General features: G+C 54.7%; 11 protein-coding genes and 1 tRNA gene. 7 read left to right on the top strand and 5 right to left on the bottom strand.

The genetic code is table 11. From position 1 onward, the window contains the following. Window positions 1–145 precede the first annotated feature (145 nt). Window positions 146–221 (bottom strand) — tRNA-Glu (locus tag PHD76_08570). Between the two features lie 97 nt (window positions 222–318). Here PHD76_08570 and metH point away from each other — a divergent pair. The 7 genes from metH (at window position 319) to PHD76_08535 (ending at window position 13,866) form a co-directional block, all read left to right on the top strand. Continuing rightward, window positions 319–4,044, top strand: a complete 3,726-nt coding sequence (gene metH, locus PHD76_08565) for a methionine synthase (GenBank protein MDD5261886.1) — start codon at window positions 319–321, stop codon at window positions 4,042–4,044. Between the two features lie 259 nt (window positions 4,045–4,303). Continuing rightward, a complete protein-coding gene (locus PHD76_08560; protein MDD5261885.1) occupies window positions 4,304–4,921 on the top strand; it encodes a hypothetical protein in 618 nt (205 codons plus the stop codon). Window positions 4,922–4,980: 59 nt separating this feature from the next. Next, window positions 4,981–6,675, top strand: coding sequence for a type IV pilus assembly protein PilM (gene pilM / locus PHD76_08555; GenBank protein ID MDD5261884.1), 1,695 nt, complete (start codon window positions 4,981–4,983; stop codon window positions 6,673–6,675). After that, window positions 6,672–7,706, top strand: a complete 1,035-nt coding sequence (locus PHD76_08550) for an Amuc_1100 family pilus-like protein (GenBank protein ID MDD5261883.1) — start codon at window positions 6,672–6,674, stop codon at window positions 7,704–7,706. The genes pilM and PHD76_08550 overlap by 4 nt, the downstream gene beginning before the upstream one ends. Next, a complete protein-coding gene (locus tag PHD76_08545) occupies window positions 7,703–8,680 on the top strand; it encodes a thrombospondin type 3 repeat-containing protein (GenBank protein MDD5261882.1) in 978 nt (325 codons plus the stop codon). The genes PHD76_08550 and PHD76_08545 overlap by 4 nt, the downstream gene beginning before the upstream one ends. Before the next feature lie 54 nt (window positions 8,681–8,734). Beyond that, window positions 8,735–11,374, top strand: a complete 2,640-nt coding sequence (locus PHD76_08540) for a hypothetical protein (GenBank protein ID MDD5261881.1) — start codon at window positions 8,735–8,737, stop codon at window positions 11,372–11,374. Between the two features lie 8 nt (window positions 11,375–11,382). Beyond that, window positions 11,383–13,866 (top strand): hypothetical protein, encoded by a 2,484-nt coding sequence (locus PHD76_08535; protein ID MDD5261880.1) that lies wholly within the window; start codon window positions 11,383–11,385, stop codon window positions 13,864–13,866. Window positions 13,867–14,013: 147 nt separating this feature from the next. Here the strand turns inward: PHD76_08535 and PHD76_08530 are convergent, their stop codons facing one another. From PHD76_08530 to PHD76_08515, 4 genes are all read right to left on the bottom strand, one after another. After that, window positions 14,014–14,943, bottom strand: a complete 930-nt coding sequence (locus PHD76_08530) for a bifunctional riboflavin kinase/FAD synthetase (GenBank protein ID MDD5261879.1) — start codon at window positions 14,941–14,943, stop codon at window positions 14,014–14,016. Between the two features lie 148 nt (window positions 14,944–15,091). Further along, the gene (gene truB, locus PHD76_08525; protein MDD5261878.1) at window positions 15,092–15,820 is read right to left on the bottom strand and encodes a tRNA pseudouridine(55) synthase TruB; all 729 of its coding nucleotides are present in this window, start codon (window positions 15,818–15,820) and stop codon (window positions 15,092–15,094) included. A 116-nt stretch (window positions 15,821–15,936) separates the two neighbouring features. Beyond that, window positions 15,937–16,959 carry a bifunctional oligoribonuclease/PAP phosphatase NrnA gene (locus tag PHD76_08520; protein ID MDD5261877.1) on the bottom strand — a complete coding sequence of 341 codons (1,023 nt, stop codon included), beginning with the start codon at window positions 16,957–16,959 and terminating at the stop codon, window positions 15,937–15,939. Between the two features lie 11 nt (window positions 16,960–16,970). Beyond that, window positions 16,971–17,612 carry an FHA domain-containing protein gene (locus tag PHD76_08515; GenBank protein MDD5261876.1) on the bottom strand — a complete coding sequence of 214 codons (642 nt, stop codon included), beginning with the start codon at window positions 17,610–17,612 and terminating at the stop codon, window positions 16,971–16,973. Window positions 17,613–17,734 lie beyond the last annotated feature (122 nt).

The raw sequence follows: 17,734 nt of genomic DNA, 5'->3' as shown, positions 1-17,734 counted from the left end.
AGACAAATAGCCTTCGAAAATGGGGAGCAAACTCATTGCGTAACCACTTTACAATCAAACAATTAACGCCTGTTTTCGGTTAATTTCGCATCTGGCCCGTTTGAGACAATTAGGACGCGAAGATTCATGGGCCGCGGTCCGATAATGGCGACCCTAACGGGATTCGAACCCGTGTCGCATCCGTGAAAGGGATGTGTCCTAGGCCTCTAGACGATAGGGTCGTGAGAACGAGCCAGATACATCAGCACAGGAAGCGGGATCTTGCAATTGTTTTATGGGGCAAAAATTCCCTTTGCCAAATCGATATATCAATGTATCATGATACACAGATATAAGGATATGACTCCCGCTCCCTCCATCCCGGTTCATGGCCTTGCAGAACTTGATGCGCTCCTGAAGCAGCGCATTGTGGTTCTGGACGGCGCCATGGGCACCATGATCCAGCAGCACAAGCTGGCTGAGTCGGATTTCCGCGGGCAACGCTTCAAAGATTGGTCGAAGGATCTGAGGGGGCACAATGATCTGTTGAACCTCACGCGACCGGAGCTGATTGAAGAGATTCACCGGCAGTATCTCGAGGCAGGGGCGGACATCATCGAGACCAACACCTTCAACTCGCAGGCGATTTCCTTGGCGGACTATGGGATGGCGTCGCTCGCGCATGAGCTGTCGAAGGCGGGCGCGCAGGCGGCCCGGAGGGCGGCGGATGCGGTCATGGCCGCGCAGCCGGGGCGGAGATGTTTTGTCGCCGGAGCGATCGGCCCGACGACGAAAACTTCCTCGATTTCGACGGACGTGAACAACCCGGCGGCACGCGGGGTGACCTATGATGAACTGGTGGCCGCCTATGCCGAACAGGCGCAGGGCCTGCTGGACGGCGGGGCTGACATTTTATTGGTGGAAACCATTTTCGACACATTGAACGCCCGCGCGGCATTTTTTGCCATCGAGAATGTTTTTGAGGAACGCGGCCTGCGCGTGCCGTTGATGGCCTCGGTCACGTTTATTCAGGCGGGGAGCAACCGCGGCGTCACCGGGCAGACCGTGGAAGCGTTTTGGAATTCCATTTCCAATGTCCCGCTCCTGAGCGTGGGCATGAATTGCGCCCTGGGTCCGAAGGAAATGCGGCCACTGATTGAAGAGCTGTCGCAGATTGCTCCTCTCTATGTGAGCTGTCATCCGAACGCCGGCCTGCCCAACCCGCTGCTGCCGACCGGCTTTCCGGAGACGCCGCAGAGCCTGGCGCCCCAGCTTCGGGAATGGGCGGAGAACGGCTGGTTGAATATCGTCGGCGGTTGTTGTGGGACGACGCCGGAGCACATTCATTGCATTGTGGAGTCGGTGCGGGGATTGAAACCGCGCGAAATCCCGCAGGTGGAGCCCTGGTTGAGATTGAGCGGGCTCGATGCCTTGACGCTCCGGCCTGAGACAAATTTCGTGAACATCGGCGAGCGCACGAACATCACGGGCTCTCCAAAATTTTCCAAACTGATCCTGGCCGGCAATTATGAGGAAGCGCTGGGCGTGGCGCGCCAGCAGGTGGAGAACGGCGCGCAGATCATTGATGTCAATATGGACGAGGGCCTGCTCGATTCCGAAAAGGCCATGACCACGTTCATCAACCTGGTGTCGTCCGAGCCGGACATTGCGCGGGTGCCTGTGATGATCGACAGCTCAAAGTGGTCGGTGATCGAGGCCGGGCTGAAATGCCTGCAGGGGAAGGGGATTGTCAACTCGATCAGTTTGAAGGAGGGGGAGGAAAAGTTCATCCGCCAGGCGAAGCTGATCCGGCGTTATGGTGCGGCGGTGGTGGTGATGGCGTTTGATGAGCAGGGGCAGGCGGACACGTATGAGCGGAAGATCGCCGTGTGCAAGCGGTGTTACCGGATTCTGACGGAAGAAGCGGGTTTCCCGCCGCAGGATATTATTTTTGATCCCAATGTGCTGACGGTGGCCACGGGCATGGAGGAGCACAACAATTACGCTGTCGATTTCATCAAGGCCACGCGCTGGATCAAGCAAAACCTGCCGCTGGCGCGGGTGAGCGGCGGCATCAGCAATGTTTCATTCAGTTTTCGCGGAAACAACCCGGTGCGCGAGGCGATTCACGCCGCATTTCTTTATCATGCGATCAAGGCCGGTCTGGACATGGGGATCGTCAATGCGGGTCTCCTGGAAGTGTACGAGGAAATTCCAAAGGATTTGCTCGAGTTGGTCGAGGACGTGTTGCTGAACCGCAGGGCTGACGCGACGGAACGTCTGGTGAAATTTTCCGAATCCGTGAAGGGCAAGGAACGGGCGGAGGTGGAAGAGGACGCGTGGAGAAGTGGCACGGTGGAGGAACGGTTGTCCCATGCCCTGGTGAAGGGCATCGTGGATTACATTGATGCGGATACCGAGGAGGCGCGCAAAAAGTATGGCAAGCCGCTGGCGGTTATAGAAGGGCCGTTGATGTCGGGCATGGGCGTGGTCGGGGACCTGTTCGGGTCCGGCAAGATGTTTTTGCCGCAGGTGGTCAAAAGCGCGCGGGTGATGAAAAAGGCTGTGGCCTGGCTCACCCCGTTCATGGAAGCCGAAAAGGCGGCCTCGGGGGGCAGCAACAGCCAGGGCAGGATCGTGATGGCGACCGTCAAGGGGGACGTTCATGACATTGGCAAAAACATCGTCGGGGTGGTGCTGGCCTGCAACAGCTACGAGGTGATCGATCTCGGCGTGATGGTGTCGTGCGAAAAAATCCTGCAGGCCGCGCGGGAACATCACGCGGACGCGATCGGGTTGAGCGGGCTGATCACGCCTTCGTTGGACGAAATGGCGCACAACGCCTCCGAGATGGAGCGCCAGGGATTCAAGATTCCGTTGCTCATCGGAGGGGCGACCACGAGCAGCACCCACACGGCGGTCCGCATCGCCCCCAGGTACGGAAGCGTGACCTGTCACGTTATTGACGCTTCCCGTGTTGTGGGGGTCATGAGCAAATTGCTCAATCCGGAGGCAAAAACGGGGTTCGTGGACGAAGTCCGGGGAAAACAGGAAGCCGCGCGCGCGGCGCATTCGACGCAGCAATCCGTGCAAAAACTTCTCGGCATTGAGGAAGCCCGTCGGCGGCGTTTTGATTGTGACTGGGCCACGGTGGATATTCCGGTGCCGGCGTTTACCGGCATCCGTACGGTGTCGGATGTCACGCTGGCCGATCTGGAGCCGTATATAGACTGGTCGCCGTTTTTCCATACCTGGGAGCTGCGCGGGCGGTATCCGGCGATTTTTGATGATCCTGAAAATGGACAGCAGGCGAAGGAACTGTTTGAGGATGCGCAGAAAATATTGCGGCGGATGGTTGGGGAAAAATGGTTGAATCCGTCGGGGGTTTACGGTTTTTTCCCGGCGAAGCGGCAGGGGGACGACATAGAGTTATGCGATCCGAATGGATCGGGCCGGGTGGTCCTCCGTGTTTGCACATTACGCCAACAGATCGAGAAGCCGTCCGGTAAACCGAATTATGCACTGGCGGATTTCATTGCGCCGCATGAGGGCGGGCGCAGGGATTATCTGGGTGCATTTGCGGTCACATCGGGCCATGAAACGGAGAAAATCGCGAAACGCTTCGAGGAGGCGGGCGATGATTATTCTTCCATCATGGTCAAGGCCCTTGCGGACCGTTTTGCGGAGGCTTTTGCGGAATATTTGCACAAGAAGGCCAGGGCGGATTGGGGATATGGGCGGGATGAAAACCTGGAGAACGCGGATTTGATTTCTGAAAAATACCGCGGAATCCGGCCTGCGCCCGGTTATCCGGCATGTCCGGACCATTCTGAAAAGCCCGGGCTTTTCAAGCTTTTGGAGGTTGAAGCCAGGACCGGCATCCGGTTGACGGAAAACTGTGCCATGTGGCCGGCCAGTTCGGTCTCGGGCTGGTATTTTGCGCATCCGGAGGCGCGTTATTTTGGGGTTGGCCGGATTGGGAAGGACCAGTTGGAGGACTACCAGAGGCGCAAAGGATTGCCGATTTCGGAGGTGGAACGGTGGTTGCGACCGTTGCTGGGCTGAGACGCGAAATGCATTGCACCGCAGAGCCGCCGAGAACGCAGAGGGAGCACATTTTTTTACCACGACACACACTAAAATCACGAACCAATATACAGATTATCCGTAGATTCGCGCGGCCTGCCCTGATGGCTATCGGGGATGGAAGCTGCTTAAAACTTAAGCCATACAAACTTAAAACAGGAAACTCTGATTTATTTTATATGTATTGAGCAGTAAAATCGATTGACTGTATTAGCAGCTCAAGCGTATTTTACTCCTGATGAATACCATGATGGGGCGATTGGCGGTGGCATGTGTTCTATTGGGTGGAATCCATTCCATTTGCAGCGCACAAGCGCCTGGCGATAATATTAAAATAATTAATAATAGCCTCAAACTTGACAAGGCGAATGTGCCGAATGAGGTCTCGCGGCCCACTTCGGATGTGGCCAAAGAGCTAAGTGACGACTGGTATGTGGCGGAGGTCAAATTTTCGACCCAGGACCCGATCACGGAAGAAGTGCAGGTTAAATTTTACATTGATGGCTTGGACAGTTTGAAAAACGACCTCTTTGTGGTGCTGACGGGTGAGGAAACCTATGTCAATGTGCCGAAGGGCGAGCATTATGCTGTCATGTATTTGGATCCAATGGCCCTATTGCGTTATGGTGGCAAAAAGGACAAGGCGCGGGGATTTAAAAAATCCAATTTGCACATTGAGATTCTGTCGGGCGGGCAAGTGCAGGACAAGCTGAGCAAGAATCAGCTGAGTGACAAGGACGATCCCAACTGGTTTACGGCGGGACAGGCGACTCCAGGGGTCTTGATCGGGGTCAAGGATTCTCCCTGGTGGCCGTTTGATGCGAGGCGTTACAACCGGATCAAACCCAAGAATTAATTTAGACGCGTTCTAACAACCAGATCACCGGCGTGGCGTTACCAAGGCATTATTTATCATTGGATCTGGGATCCAGCACCCTCAAACTGGGTCATTTTCAGGTGGATGCGGGCGGTGGGCTGACCCTGATCGATTATGTAATCCGGGACCTGGGCCTTGATCCGAACAAGGAGCAGGAAATGTTTCCGTTTCTTGTGGAGGCGCTGCAGGGGATTGTGCGGGAAAAGAAGCTGGCCTCATTTCCTGTTTATTGTTCGATTTCCGGCCAGTATGTTTTCACGCGTTTTGTCAAATTGCCGCCGGTTGCGCCCGATCAGATTGAGCAGATGATCGGGTTTGAGGCCCAGCAGAATGTGCCGTTTCCGATCAATGAAGTGGTCTGGGATTACCAATTGCTGGGAGGGCGGGGGGCCAAGGATATCGAAGCCGTCATCGTGGCCGTAAAAAGCGATCTTGTCGAACAGGCCAATTCCGTGCTGTCGCTCTGCAAGCTTGAACTGGAAAAGGTGGACGTGGCGCCGCTGGCTTTGGTGAACGCCCATAAATACAATTATCCGGAAAGCGATGCCTGCCATCTGATTATTGATATTGGCGCGAAGTGTACGAACCTGGTTTTCATCGAAGGCAAAAAGATTTTTTGCCGGGCCATTCCGATTGGCGGGCACCTGATCTCGCAGAATATCTCGAATGAATTCCAGGAGCCGTATGTGGCCTCGGAGATGATGAAGAAGGGCAAGGGCTTTGTCGGGCTGGGCGGCGCCTATGCCGACCCCGATGACCAGACCGCGGCCCGGATTTCAAAAATCGCGCGCAGTGTATTCTCGCGCCTTCATGCCGAGATCAGCCGCTCCATCAGTTTTTACCGCAACCAGCAGGCGGGTTCTTCGCCGCAGAAAGTGCTGCTGGCGGGAGGCGCTTCCGCCATGCCGTACACGGACCTGTTTTTCCGGGAAAAATTGAACATGCCGGTGGAATTCTTCAATCCGCTGAGCAACATAAAATTATCGCCAAAAATCGATCTTGGCGCACTGGGGTCGGACGCTTATCTGCTGGGTGAAGTGGTGGGCCTGGCGACCCGGCGCTTGGAGGATGTTCCGGTTGAGGTTAATCTGGTGCCCTCCAGTGTAGCGGACAAGCGGGCCGTCAAGCGGCGGCTGCCTTATCTGGCCGCGGCATTTGTGGTCTGGGTTTTGATGCTTGCCGTGCTGGTGGGATCGAGCCTTTTGAGCCTGGACCGGCTTTCGGTGGAGGCCAACGATTTAGAGTCTGACTTGAACAACAAGAACCAACTGGCGCACCAGATTGAAAAGGAAAGCAAGTCGTTTGGCCGCGATTTGGCCGTTACCGAGGGGATACAAAAATTGCTGGAGCAGAGGAATTTCTGGCCGCATTTGTTGGGCGTGGTTTACGAAAGCACCGGAACCTTCAACGGGATATGGGTCAGCCAGATGGAACTGGCAATCGACAACATGGTGAAACCCGGAGGCCCGCACTCCAATCCCAATCCCCATGCGACGGCATTGCCCGAACCGGCCATTTTGCAGATACGCGGCTTTTTTGAAGTTCCTGAAAACAACGGGCGCGAGAAGTCGGACGATCTGCTGGCGGCTTTTGTTTCAAAGCTCCAGACCTCGGGCTATTTCGACAGCGTCAAGGTGACGGAGTCGGATGTTTTTGACTCAGACCAGGTTGCCAGGAAATTCACGATCCAGGCGGCCTTGAAAGCCGAGAAGACGCCGGACCTGCAGCCATGAAAAAAATCCCATCCAACATCAAATCGCTGGCGGTCCTGTTTTTGGTGAGCGGGCTGATGGCCGGGGCTTTGTGCTATTGGTTCGGGACGCAGATTGATGAAAAGATCTTGCGGATCGGGGAAATTCACAAGCAAATGGAAACCCTCAGCGGCGGCGGAATCCTGCCCACCCGGGGTAATCTCAAAGGCCTCCAGAGCAACGATGCGAAGCTGGCGGAAATTTTGAATTCCGTGCAGGCCCCCATTCAAAAAGCATCCTCCATTTTTGCGGCAGTGCGGAGCCCGAAGCCCGACGGCAAGGGAATCCGCGGGTTGTTGGACTCCGACTCCTGGAAACGGCTTTTTGGGGAAAAACGCGAGCAATTGCGCAAGCTGGCCGGCGCGAACAAGGTCAAGCTTCCCGAGGACTATGATTTCGGATTCAAAGCCTACCGGCTGACCAGTCCCAAGGCGGACGCGACGCTGGATTTGGGGGTGCAACTGCTGGCAATCGAGCAGGTGAACCAGGTCCTGTTCAACGCCCGGATCAAATCCCTCAACGGGATCAAACGCGTGATCGTTGAAGAAAAGCGCGCGGACGGATCCGCAGGCGGGCTGGCTTCATTCACAGAGGGAGATGAAGCGATGCCGGCGGCGGTTGTCAGCGGACCGAATGACGCCTACAAAGTTTATCCATTCGAGTTTTCATTCACAGGCTCCACCGACGCGCTGACTGAAGTGGTCAACAAGCTGGTGGCATCCGACTGTTTTTTTATCATTCGTTCGCTGACGGTTGAAAATGAAAAAAATTCCATTGCCACGCGCTCCGAAATCAAGGGAGTGGCTTCGCCTGCCATTGCAGGGGGCGGACTGCCCGGAGCCCAGCCGGACGAATCGGGGCCCAATAAACTGGTGGTGCCGGTCGTGGGGCAGGAGCTGTTGAATGTGAGGATGCGGGTGGATTTGATTGATTTCCAAAATTTACCAACCGCATCCTCGGGCGGAAAAAAAGCGCCCGCATCCGCAGAAACGCAACCCGGAGGCAAATCATGAAGTTCTTCCAGCTTAAGCCTGAGCAATGGCTGCTGTTTGGCGTACTGGTTGTTTTCGGAGTGGCACTGCTGGCCAAGGTTTTTTTGCTGCCCGAGAAAAGCGGACCCCCGTCCCCGGGGCATGGTAAAAATGTGTCCCCGTTGAATGTTGACCGTTACGCCGGCATGGCGGACGAGTGGGCGAAGGCGCCGGAACTTGCCGTTGGCGAGCACAAAATATTCGTGTCGCGCCTGATTGTCTATCATCCTACAAGCGGTAAAATTGAATGGCTGAACCCGCAGGACCCGATGGAAGACGGGATCACGGCGGGATGGAAAATTAAATACGGCTTCCCGATTGATGATTTGAAGGTCGCGGATGCGGATCCGGACAACGACGGTTTTACAAACAAGGAGGAATTTCTGGCCAAGACCAATCCCCTCGACCCGAATTCCCGCCCTCCCATCATCGTTAAATTAAGGATCGCGCATTACACCAAGGTGCCCTTCCGTATGGTTTTCAAAGCGGCCAACAAGCTGTCGGATGGCACCATCCAATTCCAGATCAACCTGATGGATGTGTCCCGGAACCGGACGCGTTTTGTCAAAAAAGGCGATGAAACCGAAGGATACAAGGTTGGGGATTATCGGGAGAAAATTGTTGAGGTGTTTGATGAAAAAACTCATTCCCTGACCCATCCGGATCGCTCGGAACTTGACATGATCAACACAAAATTGGACGAGGTGACCACGCTGGTTTTGAATACGGAAAAGGAGTCGGACGAAAGCCGGGTTGCGTTCAGCATCAATGTCCCCGGCAAAAAGGTTGAACCTTCCGAAGTCAAGCGCGGGGACAGCTTCAAGCTGGATGACAAGAGCTATCAGGTGCTGAAAGCCAGCCCGCAGGAGGCCACGATCAAGGACCTGGCAAGCGGCGAAACGATTCAAATTTCGGCGGCGACAACCATGCCGGCGCCTGCACCCCCCACTCAGTAAACGCTTGACCTTATATTTTACTGCAATATACATAAAAAAGTAGAAAGAAGCTCCATGAAATCAGATTTTTATAACCAGCCGTTTTGGCTTGCCGTTTCTTTGGCGGCAATTCTTTCGTTTGAGTCGTCTGGAGCAGCCCAGGATGCTACACCTGCCGCTCCCGCTCCTACCGCGCCAGTGGTTGAAACATCTGCCGCACCGGCAGTGCCAAAGCAGGAAGCTGCTGCGCCGTCGGATGCGGAAGCTAATCCTTTGGTGCAGGAAGAGACAGTCAAACGCCTGGAAGGGACCATGCTGTTCAACAAACAACTGGAAGAAGCCGACCGGCTTGTGGCTGCGGGAGAAATCACGGCCGCCCGTCCACGCTACGAACAGGTTTACAAGCAAACGAGCCCGGATGGGCCGATGTCCGGGTTGTATTTCAAAGCCCGCAAGGGACTTGCAATCGTCAGCGCAGAACAGGCGAGGCAGGCTGCGGCGAAAAAGGACTATGCCCAGGCGCGCCAGTTATGGGAAGAGGCCTTGAGTTATGATCCTGATAACGCTTCATATAAGTCCGCCTATGCGCAAGTGAAGGAGCAGAGCCAGAGTGTGGCGGAAAAATATCCCGGCAACACGGCCGCCACTCCGGAACTGCAGGACAAAGTGGCCAATATTCAGAAATTGATATTTGAGGGCGACAGTTTTTACGAGACGGGCCAGTACAACCGCGCCATCGGCCGGTACAAGGAAGTTTTACTGATTGATCCTTATAACAACCAGGCCCGTCAGCGGATTGAGAAGACCGAAAACATAAAATACCAAGTGGCTTCGATCCGCCGCGAAGAGCGCAAGACCAAGATGTTGCAACAGGTTGATGCGGAATGGGCGACCCAACCGAGGCCCCAGAGAACGGATCTCACGGGCACATCTGTCTCGGAGGCGACCTCCTCGGACGTGTCCAAGATGTATGACAAGCTGGAAAAGATCATCATACCGGAATGTAACTTCACGGATGCCGATGTGGCCGATGTGCTGCGCTATTTGCAGGAGCAAAGCAAGGTGATTGATCCCAAGGGCGAGGGTGTGAATTTTGTGTTGAAAGGCGAGCCGACGGCTCTGAACAACCCGGCGCCTGCTGCTGCTCCAGGGGGGGCTGCCGCTGCGGAAGCTCCCGCACCGCCTCCATCCATCCACAGCCTTTCCCTCAATTTGCGCAATCTTTCGCTGTTGAAAATTCTGGGTTATATTCCGGAACTCACCACCTACAAATTCAAGGTTGAGGAATACGCCGTGTACTTTTTCCCCAACACGGAAACCAGCGATGTGATGGTGGTGAAGAGCTACTCGGTTCCACCCACGTTTTTCCCGCAGACTCTGAAAACCGATACCACAACGGTCGGTGCTTTGAACAATGCGACGGTGAATGTTGTGACGGTGGATGTGAAAAAGGCATTGGAAGAGCGGGGCGTCAAGTTTGCCAACGGGGCCAGCGCGGCCTATCTGCCCAAAACGGCGAAGCTTGTGGCGCGCAACACGCTGGACCAGTTGAACCTGATCGAACAGTTGGTGGGGAAGGAGGCCAATGCAGTGAGTCAGGTCGAAGTCGAAGCCAAATTCATCGAATTTACAGAAGACAAACTCAAGGACTTCGCGTCGAATTTTCGTGTGAATGCCACGTTTAAATCGCCGATTACCATCCCAAATATAACAGGTGCGGCTACGGGGACAGGGGGCATAGGAGCGATCGGGAACGGCCGCACTCCCAACTTTGGGGCGGGCCAGATTGGATCAAGCATCGGTGGCGCCACTGCCCTCCGGGATTCGACGGATGAGTTGATTACTTCCCCGAACAGCTTGGACGCGCTACTTGGCCTGCAGAATACCCGAAGCCCGAATTTGATCAGTGTGACGGGTATCTTGGCCGGTTCGCAGGCCCAGCTCCTGATTTCGGCGTTGGAAAGCAAGTTGGGTGCTGATTTGATGTCTGCTCCAAAGGTGACGGTGGTCAGCGGCCAAAAAACAAAAATACGCGTGGTTCGTGAATTTCGTTATCCCACGGAATGGGAAGCGCCGCAGATACCTCAAAGCACTGGCGGCGGCGGCAACAACAACGTCAGTCTGGGTACCACCACCGTGATACCGTCGAATCCCACCAACTTTGTTTCGCGGGATGTCGGGGTCACCCTGGATGTGAAGGCAAACGCCACGGCAGACCGCCGGATTGACCTGGAGCTTAAACCGGATGTGACGGAGTTCCAGGGATTTATCAATTATGGAGGCGATGCCACGACTTTGGGGGTAAATGGAACCATTTCTGAAATCACGGATCCTTTCGGTTTTTTATTCTTCTTTTTTACTCCGAGTGGGCCTCCTCCCATTGTAACCGTGGCCACGGGCACGGCTTTGACGCCGGTGTTTTCGTTGCGCTCGGTGGAGACCAAACTCCAGGTGATTGATGGCCAGACGGTGGTGATGGGCGGGTTTATCCGTTCGGATAACAAGGAGATCGAAGACAAGGTTCCGGTTTTAGGCGACGTTCCATTGCTGGGCCGCTTGTTCCGGAGCAAGGTCAGCCAGACGGTGAAACGGAATCTGGTCATGTTTATCACAGCCCGCATGATCCGGGCGGATGGCTCACCGGAGTACCTGACAGAAGGTGAAAAGGAAACCATGGAAGTGTCGTCGCTGCCGGGTTCGGGGGAGACAAAATGAAAAGTTGGATGCCGATTTTTAGAAAATACCTGTTTGTAAAGACGCTCGCCGCCGCGGTTTTGCTCAGTGGCGGTTTTCTGTTCTTACCAGGCACAGGCGTGTTGCAAGCCCAGGATGCCCCCAGCGACATGTCCCGCGAGATTTTGCAGCGTGAAACCATCCGGCGGCAGGAACTGCTCCTGGCCGCGACAAAGAAGTTGGATGAGGCGCAAAATCTGATCGCAGTCGGTAAAATGGATGAAGCCCGTGAGAAAGTGGCCGAGGTCACCAAGGATTTGCCGAATTCGGGCGAGGGTGCCCCCGTGTATGCGAAAGCCAGCCAGATTCTTTCAGAACTGGATTCAGCCAAGGCAGCCGAGGCATTTAAAAACAAGGATTATTTTGGCGCCCGAGATGCCGCCAGCCTGGCCCTGAGCGAAAATCCGAAGAATGCCGAGGCGTCCAAGATCATAAGCGACAGCAATGAGGTTCTTGGAATCAAATCGGGAGAGGATAAACCGGCGAATCCGGCGATAGACCGGAAATTTATTTCGAACCTGAACCAAGTTCAGGACGACATCAAATCCGGCGAGGATTTGATGGCCACAGGGCAATATGCGGCAGCAGAAAAGGCTTTTGAGCAGGCGCTGGCCATTGATCCCTACAACAAAGTGGCAGCCCGGGAAATTCAAAAGCTTCAGGACAAGATGGCTGCCGCCATGGAGATTGCCAGGAAGTCCAGTAATCAAGAGCGAAAGACCCAGACTCGCGACCAATGGACGGAACGGTTCCAGATCGACAAGAATCTGGGTTCGGTACAGACAGCCAATACGGTGCCGATCACCAAAAAGAACGAATTCCGGCTGGATCAAAAGCTGCGCACGCTGGTGATAAAACAGGTGGATTTCAACGATGCGACGATCGAGGATGCCGTGCGTTTTTTGACGGACCAGTCCCGCCTGGTGGATCCCGAAGGTACTGGAATCAATTTCCTGATCCGCAACGAGCAGGTTAAACAGCAGGGAAAGACCTTTTCCCTGAAATTGAGCAATGTGCCGGTGGGCGAGGTGTTGCGGTATATCACGAACCTGGCAGGAGTGCGGTATCGCCTGGAGGAATTTGCCGTTTTTATTGTCCCGTTGAGTGACCGCAATGAAACCCTGGTGACCCGCGAGTTCCCCGTGCGGGCGACTTTTTTTGATACGGAAAACTCCGAGGGGGGAGACAACACGGATGCCAACGCCGGCGGTGGACGGCGGCGTGTGGCAGTAACGACAGTGGACAGTGACACGGCGGGGGCGGCGGGGGCTGGAGACCAGGTGCGCAAGGCTTTGGAAGCGCGCGGAGTGCAGTTTTCAGAAGGAGCGACCGCCATTTACAGCCGGGCGACGGGCATTCTGACGGTTCGCAATACCCAGGACCAGATTGATTTGATTGAGGAACTGGTGACGGAGAACCAGGGTGAAACCCTGATTGTGAGCGTGCAGGCCAAGCTGCTGGAAGTCAACCAAACCGATTTGGATTCATTGGCATTTAATTGGAATCTGGCCAATGCCTTTTTCATCCCCGGCCAGAACTACGCTGTCGGCATTGGCGCTTTGGGAACCAATTTGCAGGGTTCCACGGCCATCAAGCCAACCGATGGAATTTCCGCCTTTTTATCAAGCAATGAATCCGCGTCGGTGCTTGCAAACAATCCCGGGTCGGTCGTTTCAAATCCCAATCGTTTTGGCATCAGCGGCAGGTTGAGCGGGACCCAGTTTGCCGCCTTGTTGGATGCGCTCAGTCAAAAGCAAAGTACGGATTTGTTGACAGCCCCAACGATCGTGGTGAACGACGGTGCGCAGGGCAAAATCACCATAGCCCGTGAATTTTATTACCCAACGGAATTTGACGCTCCAAAAGTACAGCCTGTGAATATTGTCTCTTCCAACACGAATGGCAATCTAACCGTTATAGGAACGACACCTACTGCGCCCATTGTTATTCCCGCTTGGCCCACTCAATTTGAGAGCCGGAATGTCGGTGTCGTGCTGACAGTGCAGCCTCGTGTGACCCCGGACCACCAGCGGGTTTATCTGGTCATCAAGCCGGATGTCACGGAGTTTGACGGCTTTATCAATTATGGCTCGCCCATGTTCAGCACCGTTGACGGCCAGGCGCATGCAGTAGATCCCATTACAGACAGCCTTGGTGTAAGCCATGGCGCTCTTATTAACAACAACGTCATCAATCAGCCGGTGTTTTCAACCCGCACGGTGGAAAATGCGCAGATGGAAATCCAGGACGGCTATACCATGGTGTTGGGGGGATTGATCCGGGAGGATATTTCGACTGTAAACGACAAGGTACCCATTCTTGGCGACATCCCGCTGTTTGGCCGGCTCTTCCGCAGCAAGGCGGAACAGGCGATCAAAAAGAACATGCTGATCTTTGTCACAGTGCGCATCCTGCGACCTGACGGTGAGCCGTTCAACCAGACCGCGGGCCTCAAAAATCCCGCGAAGAGTTAGAGAACTCGACAGGTTTCAGCCACAGAGCACACAGAGTGTGTGCGGTAAAAGACAAATGGAGGGACACGCTTGTCGCGTCCCATTTGTTTGGGTTAAGACAAGCTCAACCCTCCACTCTTCCGGTTCGTGTCTTCGAGCCTTCGTGGTTCATCTGCAGACCCAGGCTCTGGCCGCGGCCAAATCCTGTTGGACCTGCAGCTTTAAGGCGTCCAATGAATCGAATTTTTTCTCCGCGCGCTGGAATTGAAGCGGACAAACCAGGACCGATTTTCCATAGAGATTTGCGTTAAAATCCAGGATATGGGCTTCAGCCTGCGGCGGACCTCCGCTCCCGATTGTGGGTTTGATCCCGATGTTGATCGCTGCCGGAAGGTTTTCAGACGGCTGCAGTTGTACAACCCCGAAATAAACGCCGGATGGGGGGAAGCACTGGTCCTGTGTCTCCAGATTTAGGGTCGGAAACCCAAGTTGCTTGCCAAGGCCCTTTCCGCGGGTTACGGTTCCGAACAATCCATAGGGCCGACCCAGCATTTCAGAGGCCTCAGCCAGATTGCCGTTGAGTACACTGGCGCGAATCCGGCTGCTGCTGATGATGGCACCGGCATGGCGGGCAGGCTCGGCCAGGAGCAGTTCAATTTTGTTTCTGCGTGTATCACACCATTGCCGGAGCAGGGGAATATCGCCGAGCCGCTTGTAACCGAAGCGCCAATTCGGGCCGACGGCAATTCGTTTTAGGCCGGGGAAAGAGGTTTCCAGCGCTTCCAAAAAGTCTTCGGCGGGGGTATGGATGGTCCTTTCATCGAAGGGCAGGGCCAGGACATTGTGGACGCCCGCCTCCTCGAGCGCCTTTAATTTGTGAGGCAGCCCCATGAGCAAAGGCGGCGCCTTTTCCGGAAACAAAACGGATTGGGGATGCACACGGAACGTCAGAACGCATGAGGATTCGGGCGGCTGGTCCAACGCTGCGTTTTTAATTACGCGTTGATGTCCAAGATGCAGGCCGTCAAAAAACCCCAGCGCCAATGCCTGTATGCCGCCGTGGCTGCGGGCTTCATACAAAGATTCAAAGACATTCATGAGGATAAAAAAGCTACGGATTGGAATCTCGCGCAAAGGGCGCAAAGCACGCCACGGAAAACTCAATACATTTTTTGGTTAAAAGAGGCAATTTATTCCATGAATTCTTTGCGGTCTTGGCGTACTTGGCGCGAAATTTCCTCTGTTTTTATTGCCTCCGAATGCGTGAGATATCGGCAAGGCTCAGGAGACGGGAGCCGAGATCACCCAATGACTTCATATTTTCCAGTTCGGAGAACGTCACGGCCTGGTCCAAAGAGAAATTTCCGGAACGGATGCGTACCAGCCTGGAAAGATGCCCGCCGCAGCCCAATTCTGTGCCGATGTCATGGCAGTAGGTCCGCACATAAAACCCCTTGCTGCATCTCAGTACAAAATCAATCCGGGGAATGTTAACTCCGGTAATTTGATAGGAATAAACATGCACAAGCCGGGGTTCGCGTTCCACGGTTTTGCCCTGGCGCGCCAGTTTGTAGAGGGGGACGCCGTCTTTTTTCAGCGCGGATACCATGGGCGGCGTCTGGTAAAAATCGCCTTTGAATTTGCTGAAGGCCAGATCAATCTGCTGTTCCGTAAGCTCGGGCGCCGGCTGGCTCGAGATGACCGCGCCTTCAGCGTCCTGGGTGTCTGTGCTTTCCCCCAATTTGAGCGTTCCCGAATATTCCTTGTCTTCCGTCATCAGCAGATCTTGCACTTTGGTGGCCCGGCCGATGACAAGCATGAGCAGGCCTGTCGCCATGGGATCGAGGGTGCCGCAATGGCCGACCTTTTTCAGCCGGAAGTGCTTGCGGACAAAATCCACGACGTCGTGCGAAGTGCAGCCCTTGGGTTTATCGACCAGCAACAGGCCGTCAGGTTGGTTGGATAAGGTGGTCATGATTGGAGGGGTATCCTATGGTGTGGCAAAGCCGCATCAAAATAAAGAAGTTCTAATTCAAAAAAATCCCAGCCAAGCGGCTTTGCCTTTAACCCGGATGGAGAGCTGTCGTATTTTCACAAGATCTTTTGGCAAGACACTCCGCAGGGTTTTTCAGAAGCAGGTGAGGCATCCGGGTTATGTACGGCTTGGCGCAACCGGGTGAGCACGAGTTCCCGGTTTTTTAAGCCGTCTTTCTTGAAATTGATGCCGGCCGCGGCGGGATGTCCTCCGCCTCCGAATTCTCCGGCAAGCGCGTTGACATTGACTTTGCCCTTGGAGCGCAGGCTGACTTTGAGGCTCCCGTCTTCCCGGTGTTCGAAGAGGGCGGAAACCTGGACGTCCCGAACGGCGAGCGGCATTTCCACCAAGCCTTCGGTATCCTCCGGAAGCGCGTTGCATTGGGCAAATTGTTCCGGCAGCAACGTGATGAAGGCCAGGAGGCCATTTTGCTCCAGTTGCAAACTGGAAGTTGCCATTTGCTGAAGGCGGAACCTGGCCAGGCTGGTGGTTTGGTAGCATTGCTGGGCAAGATAAGCAGGATCGGCTCCGTGTGATATGAGGAGTGCCGCCTGCTCGAACGTGTGGGCGCTTGTGCCCCGGTGGCGAAAACAACCGGTATCCGTCATGATACCGACGTAAAGAGCCGAGGCTGCTTCCGGAGGCATCGGCCAGCCTGCTTCAAGTATCAGGTCTGTCAAAATGGCTGATGTTGCCGGCTCATTCGGAATGACGAGCTGGTTTAGCCCGTAGCGCGTATTGCCTTCGTGGTGGTCGATATTCCAGTCCACTTCACGATTCCACGACAGGCATGCGGCGCCGAGCCGCTCTTTAGTGGAAGTGTCAAGGGCCAGCAAAAGGCCGACGGGCGGATTTTCCGTGGGGGTTCGGAGAATGCGTTCCGAGAATGGCAAAAAGGTATAAAGCGTATTCAGGCCATCCTGGTTGAAAATCAAAACATCTTTCCCCGCGGCTGACAGGCTTAAGCCAAGACCCAGGCAACTGCCGTAGGCATCCCCGTCGGGGCGAAGATGGCTGAGGAGCAGTACGGACTCCGAGTGGTTCAGGGCGGAGATGGCTTCAGCGTATTGGGTTTTCAAGTGGAGGGATTTCAATTGGTTTTCTGGAAAACAAGCCGCATCGGGATCGGGCCCACGTGGATGGTATCTCCTTCACGAAGCTGAACAGGTGTCTGGATGCGTTTGCCGTTGACATAGGTGCCGTTGAGCGAGCCGAGATCGGATAACATGACAGTGCCGGATGAATCGATCTCAAAGGAGCAATGGTGTGAAGAGACCGACTCATGATCCAGCGGCAGGTCGTTCTCGGACAGACGCCCCGCGCGTGTAGTCTCAGGTTTGAGCGTGTAGCTTCTTTGTTCGTTGGCGATGTGGTAGATCAGCAATGGCAAGGGTTTGAAATTATTGGAGCTTGGATTGGAAGGCGGGGGGTAGGAGAGAAGGGTGGTTTTGCTTTTTTCATCGGCCCGTCGTGCCGCTTCCATCAGGACATGGGCGCAAGGCTTTGCGATACTGACGCGGGGTGGGACCGTCACACTGGTGTAATCCGCATCCCCGGACTCCGTTTCGAGCATGGCATACAGGGCTTCTTCACCGGTCAGCTCCTTGTATTCCGCATGTTTGATTTGTCCCTCCCGCAGATAGATTTGGCCTTTGTTATTGTCATTGCGGTACGTCACGGTTCCCGTGCGCGCGGCGATCAGGCAAAGATGGAGAAGCTCAACTAATTTCATGGGTCTGGGTGAATAAAAGTTTCCAATCGTATCAGAAAGGTTGCGTTCCCTCAATTATTTATAATCAATGAATTCCAACTTTTTATTGCTTTGAATGTAAGATCAGGCAACCTCAGGTAATT

Source organism: Candidatus Methylacidiphilales bacterium (assembly GCA_028713655.1).
GTDB lineage: Bacteria > Verrucomicrobiota > Verrucomicrobiia > Methylacidiphilales > JAAUTS01 > JAQTNW01.
This window is presented reverse-complemented; position numbering and strand designations above follow the sequence as displayed.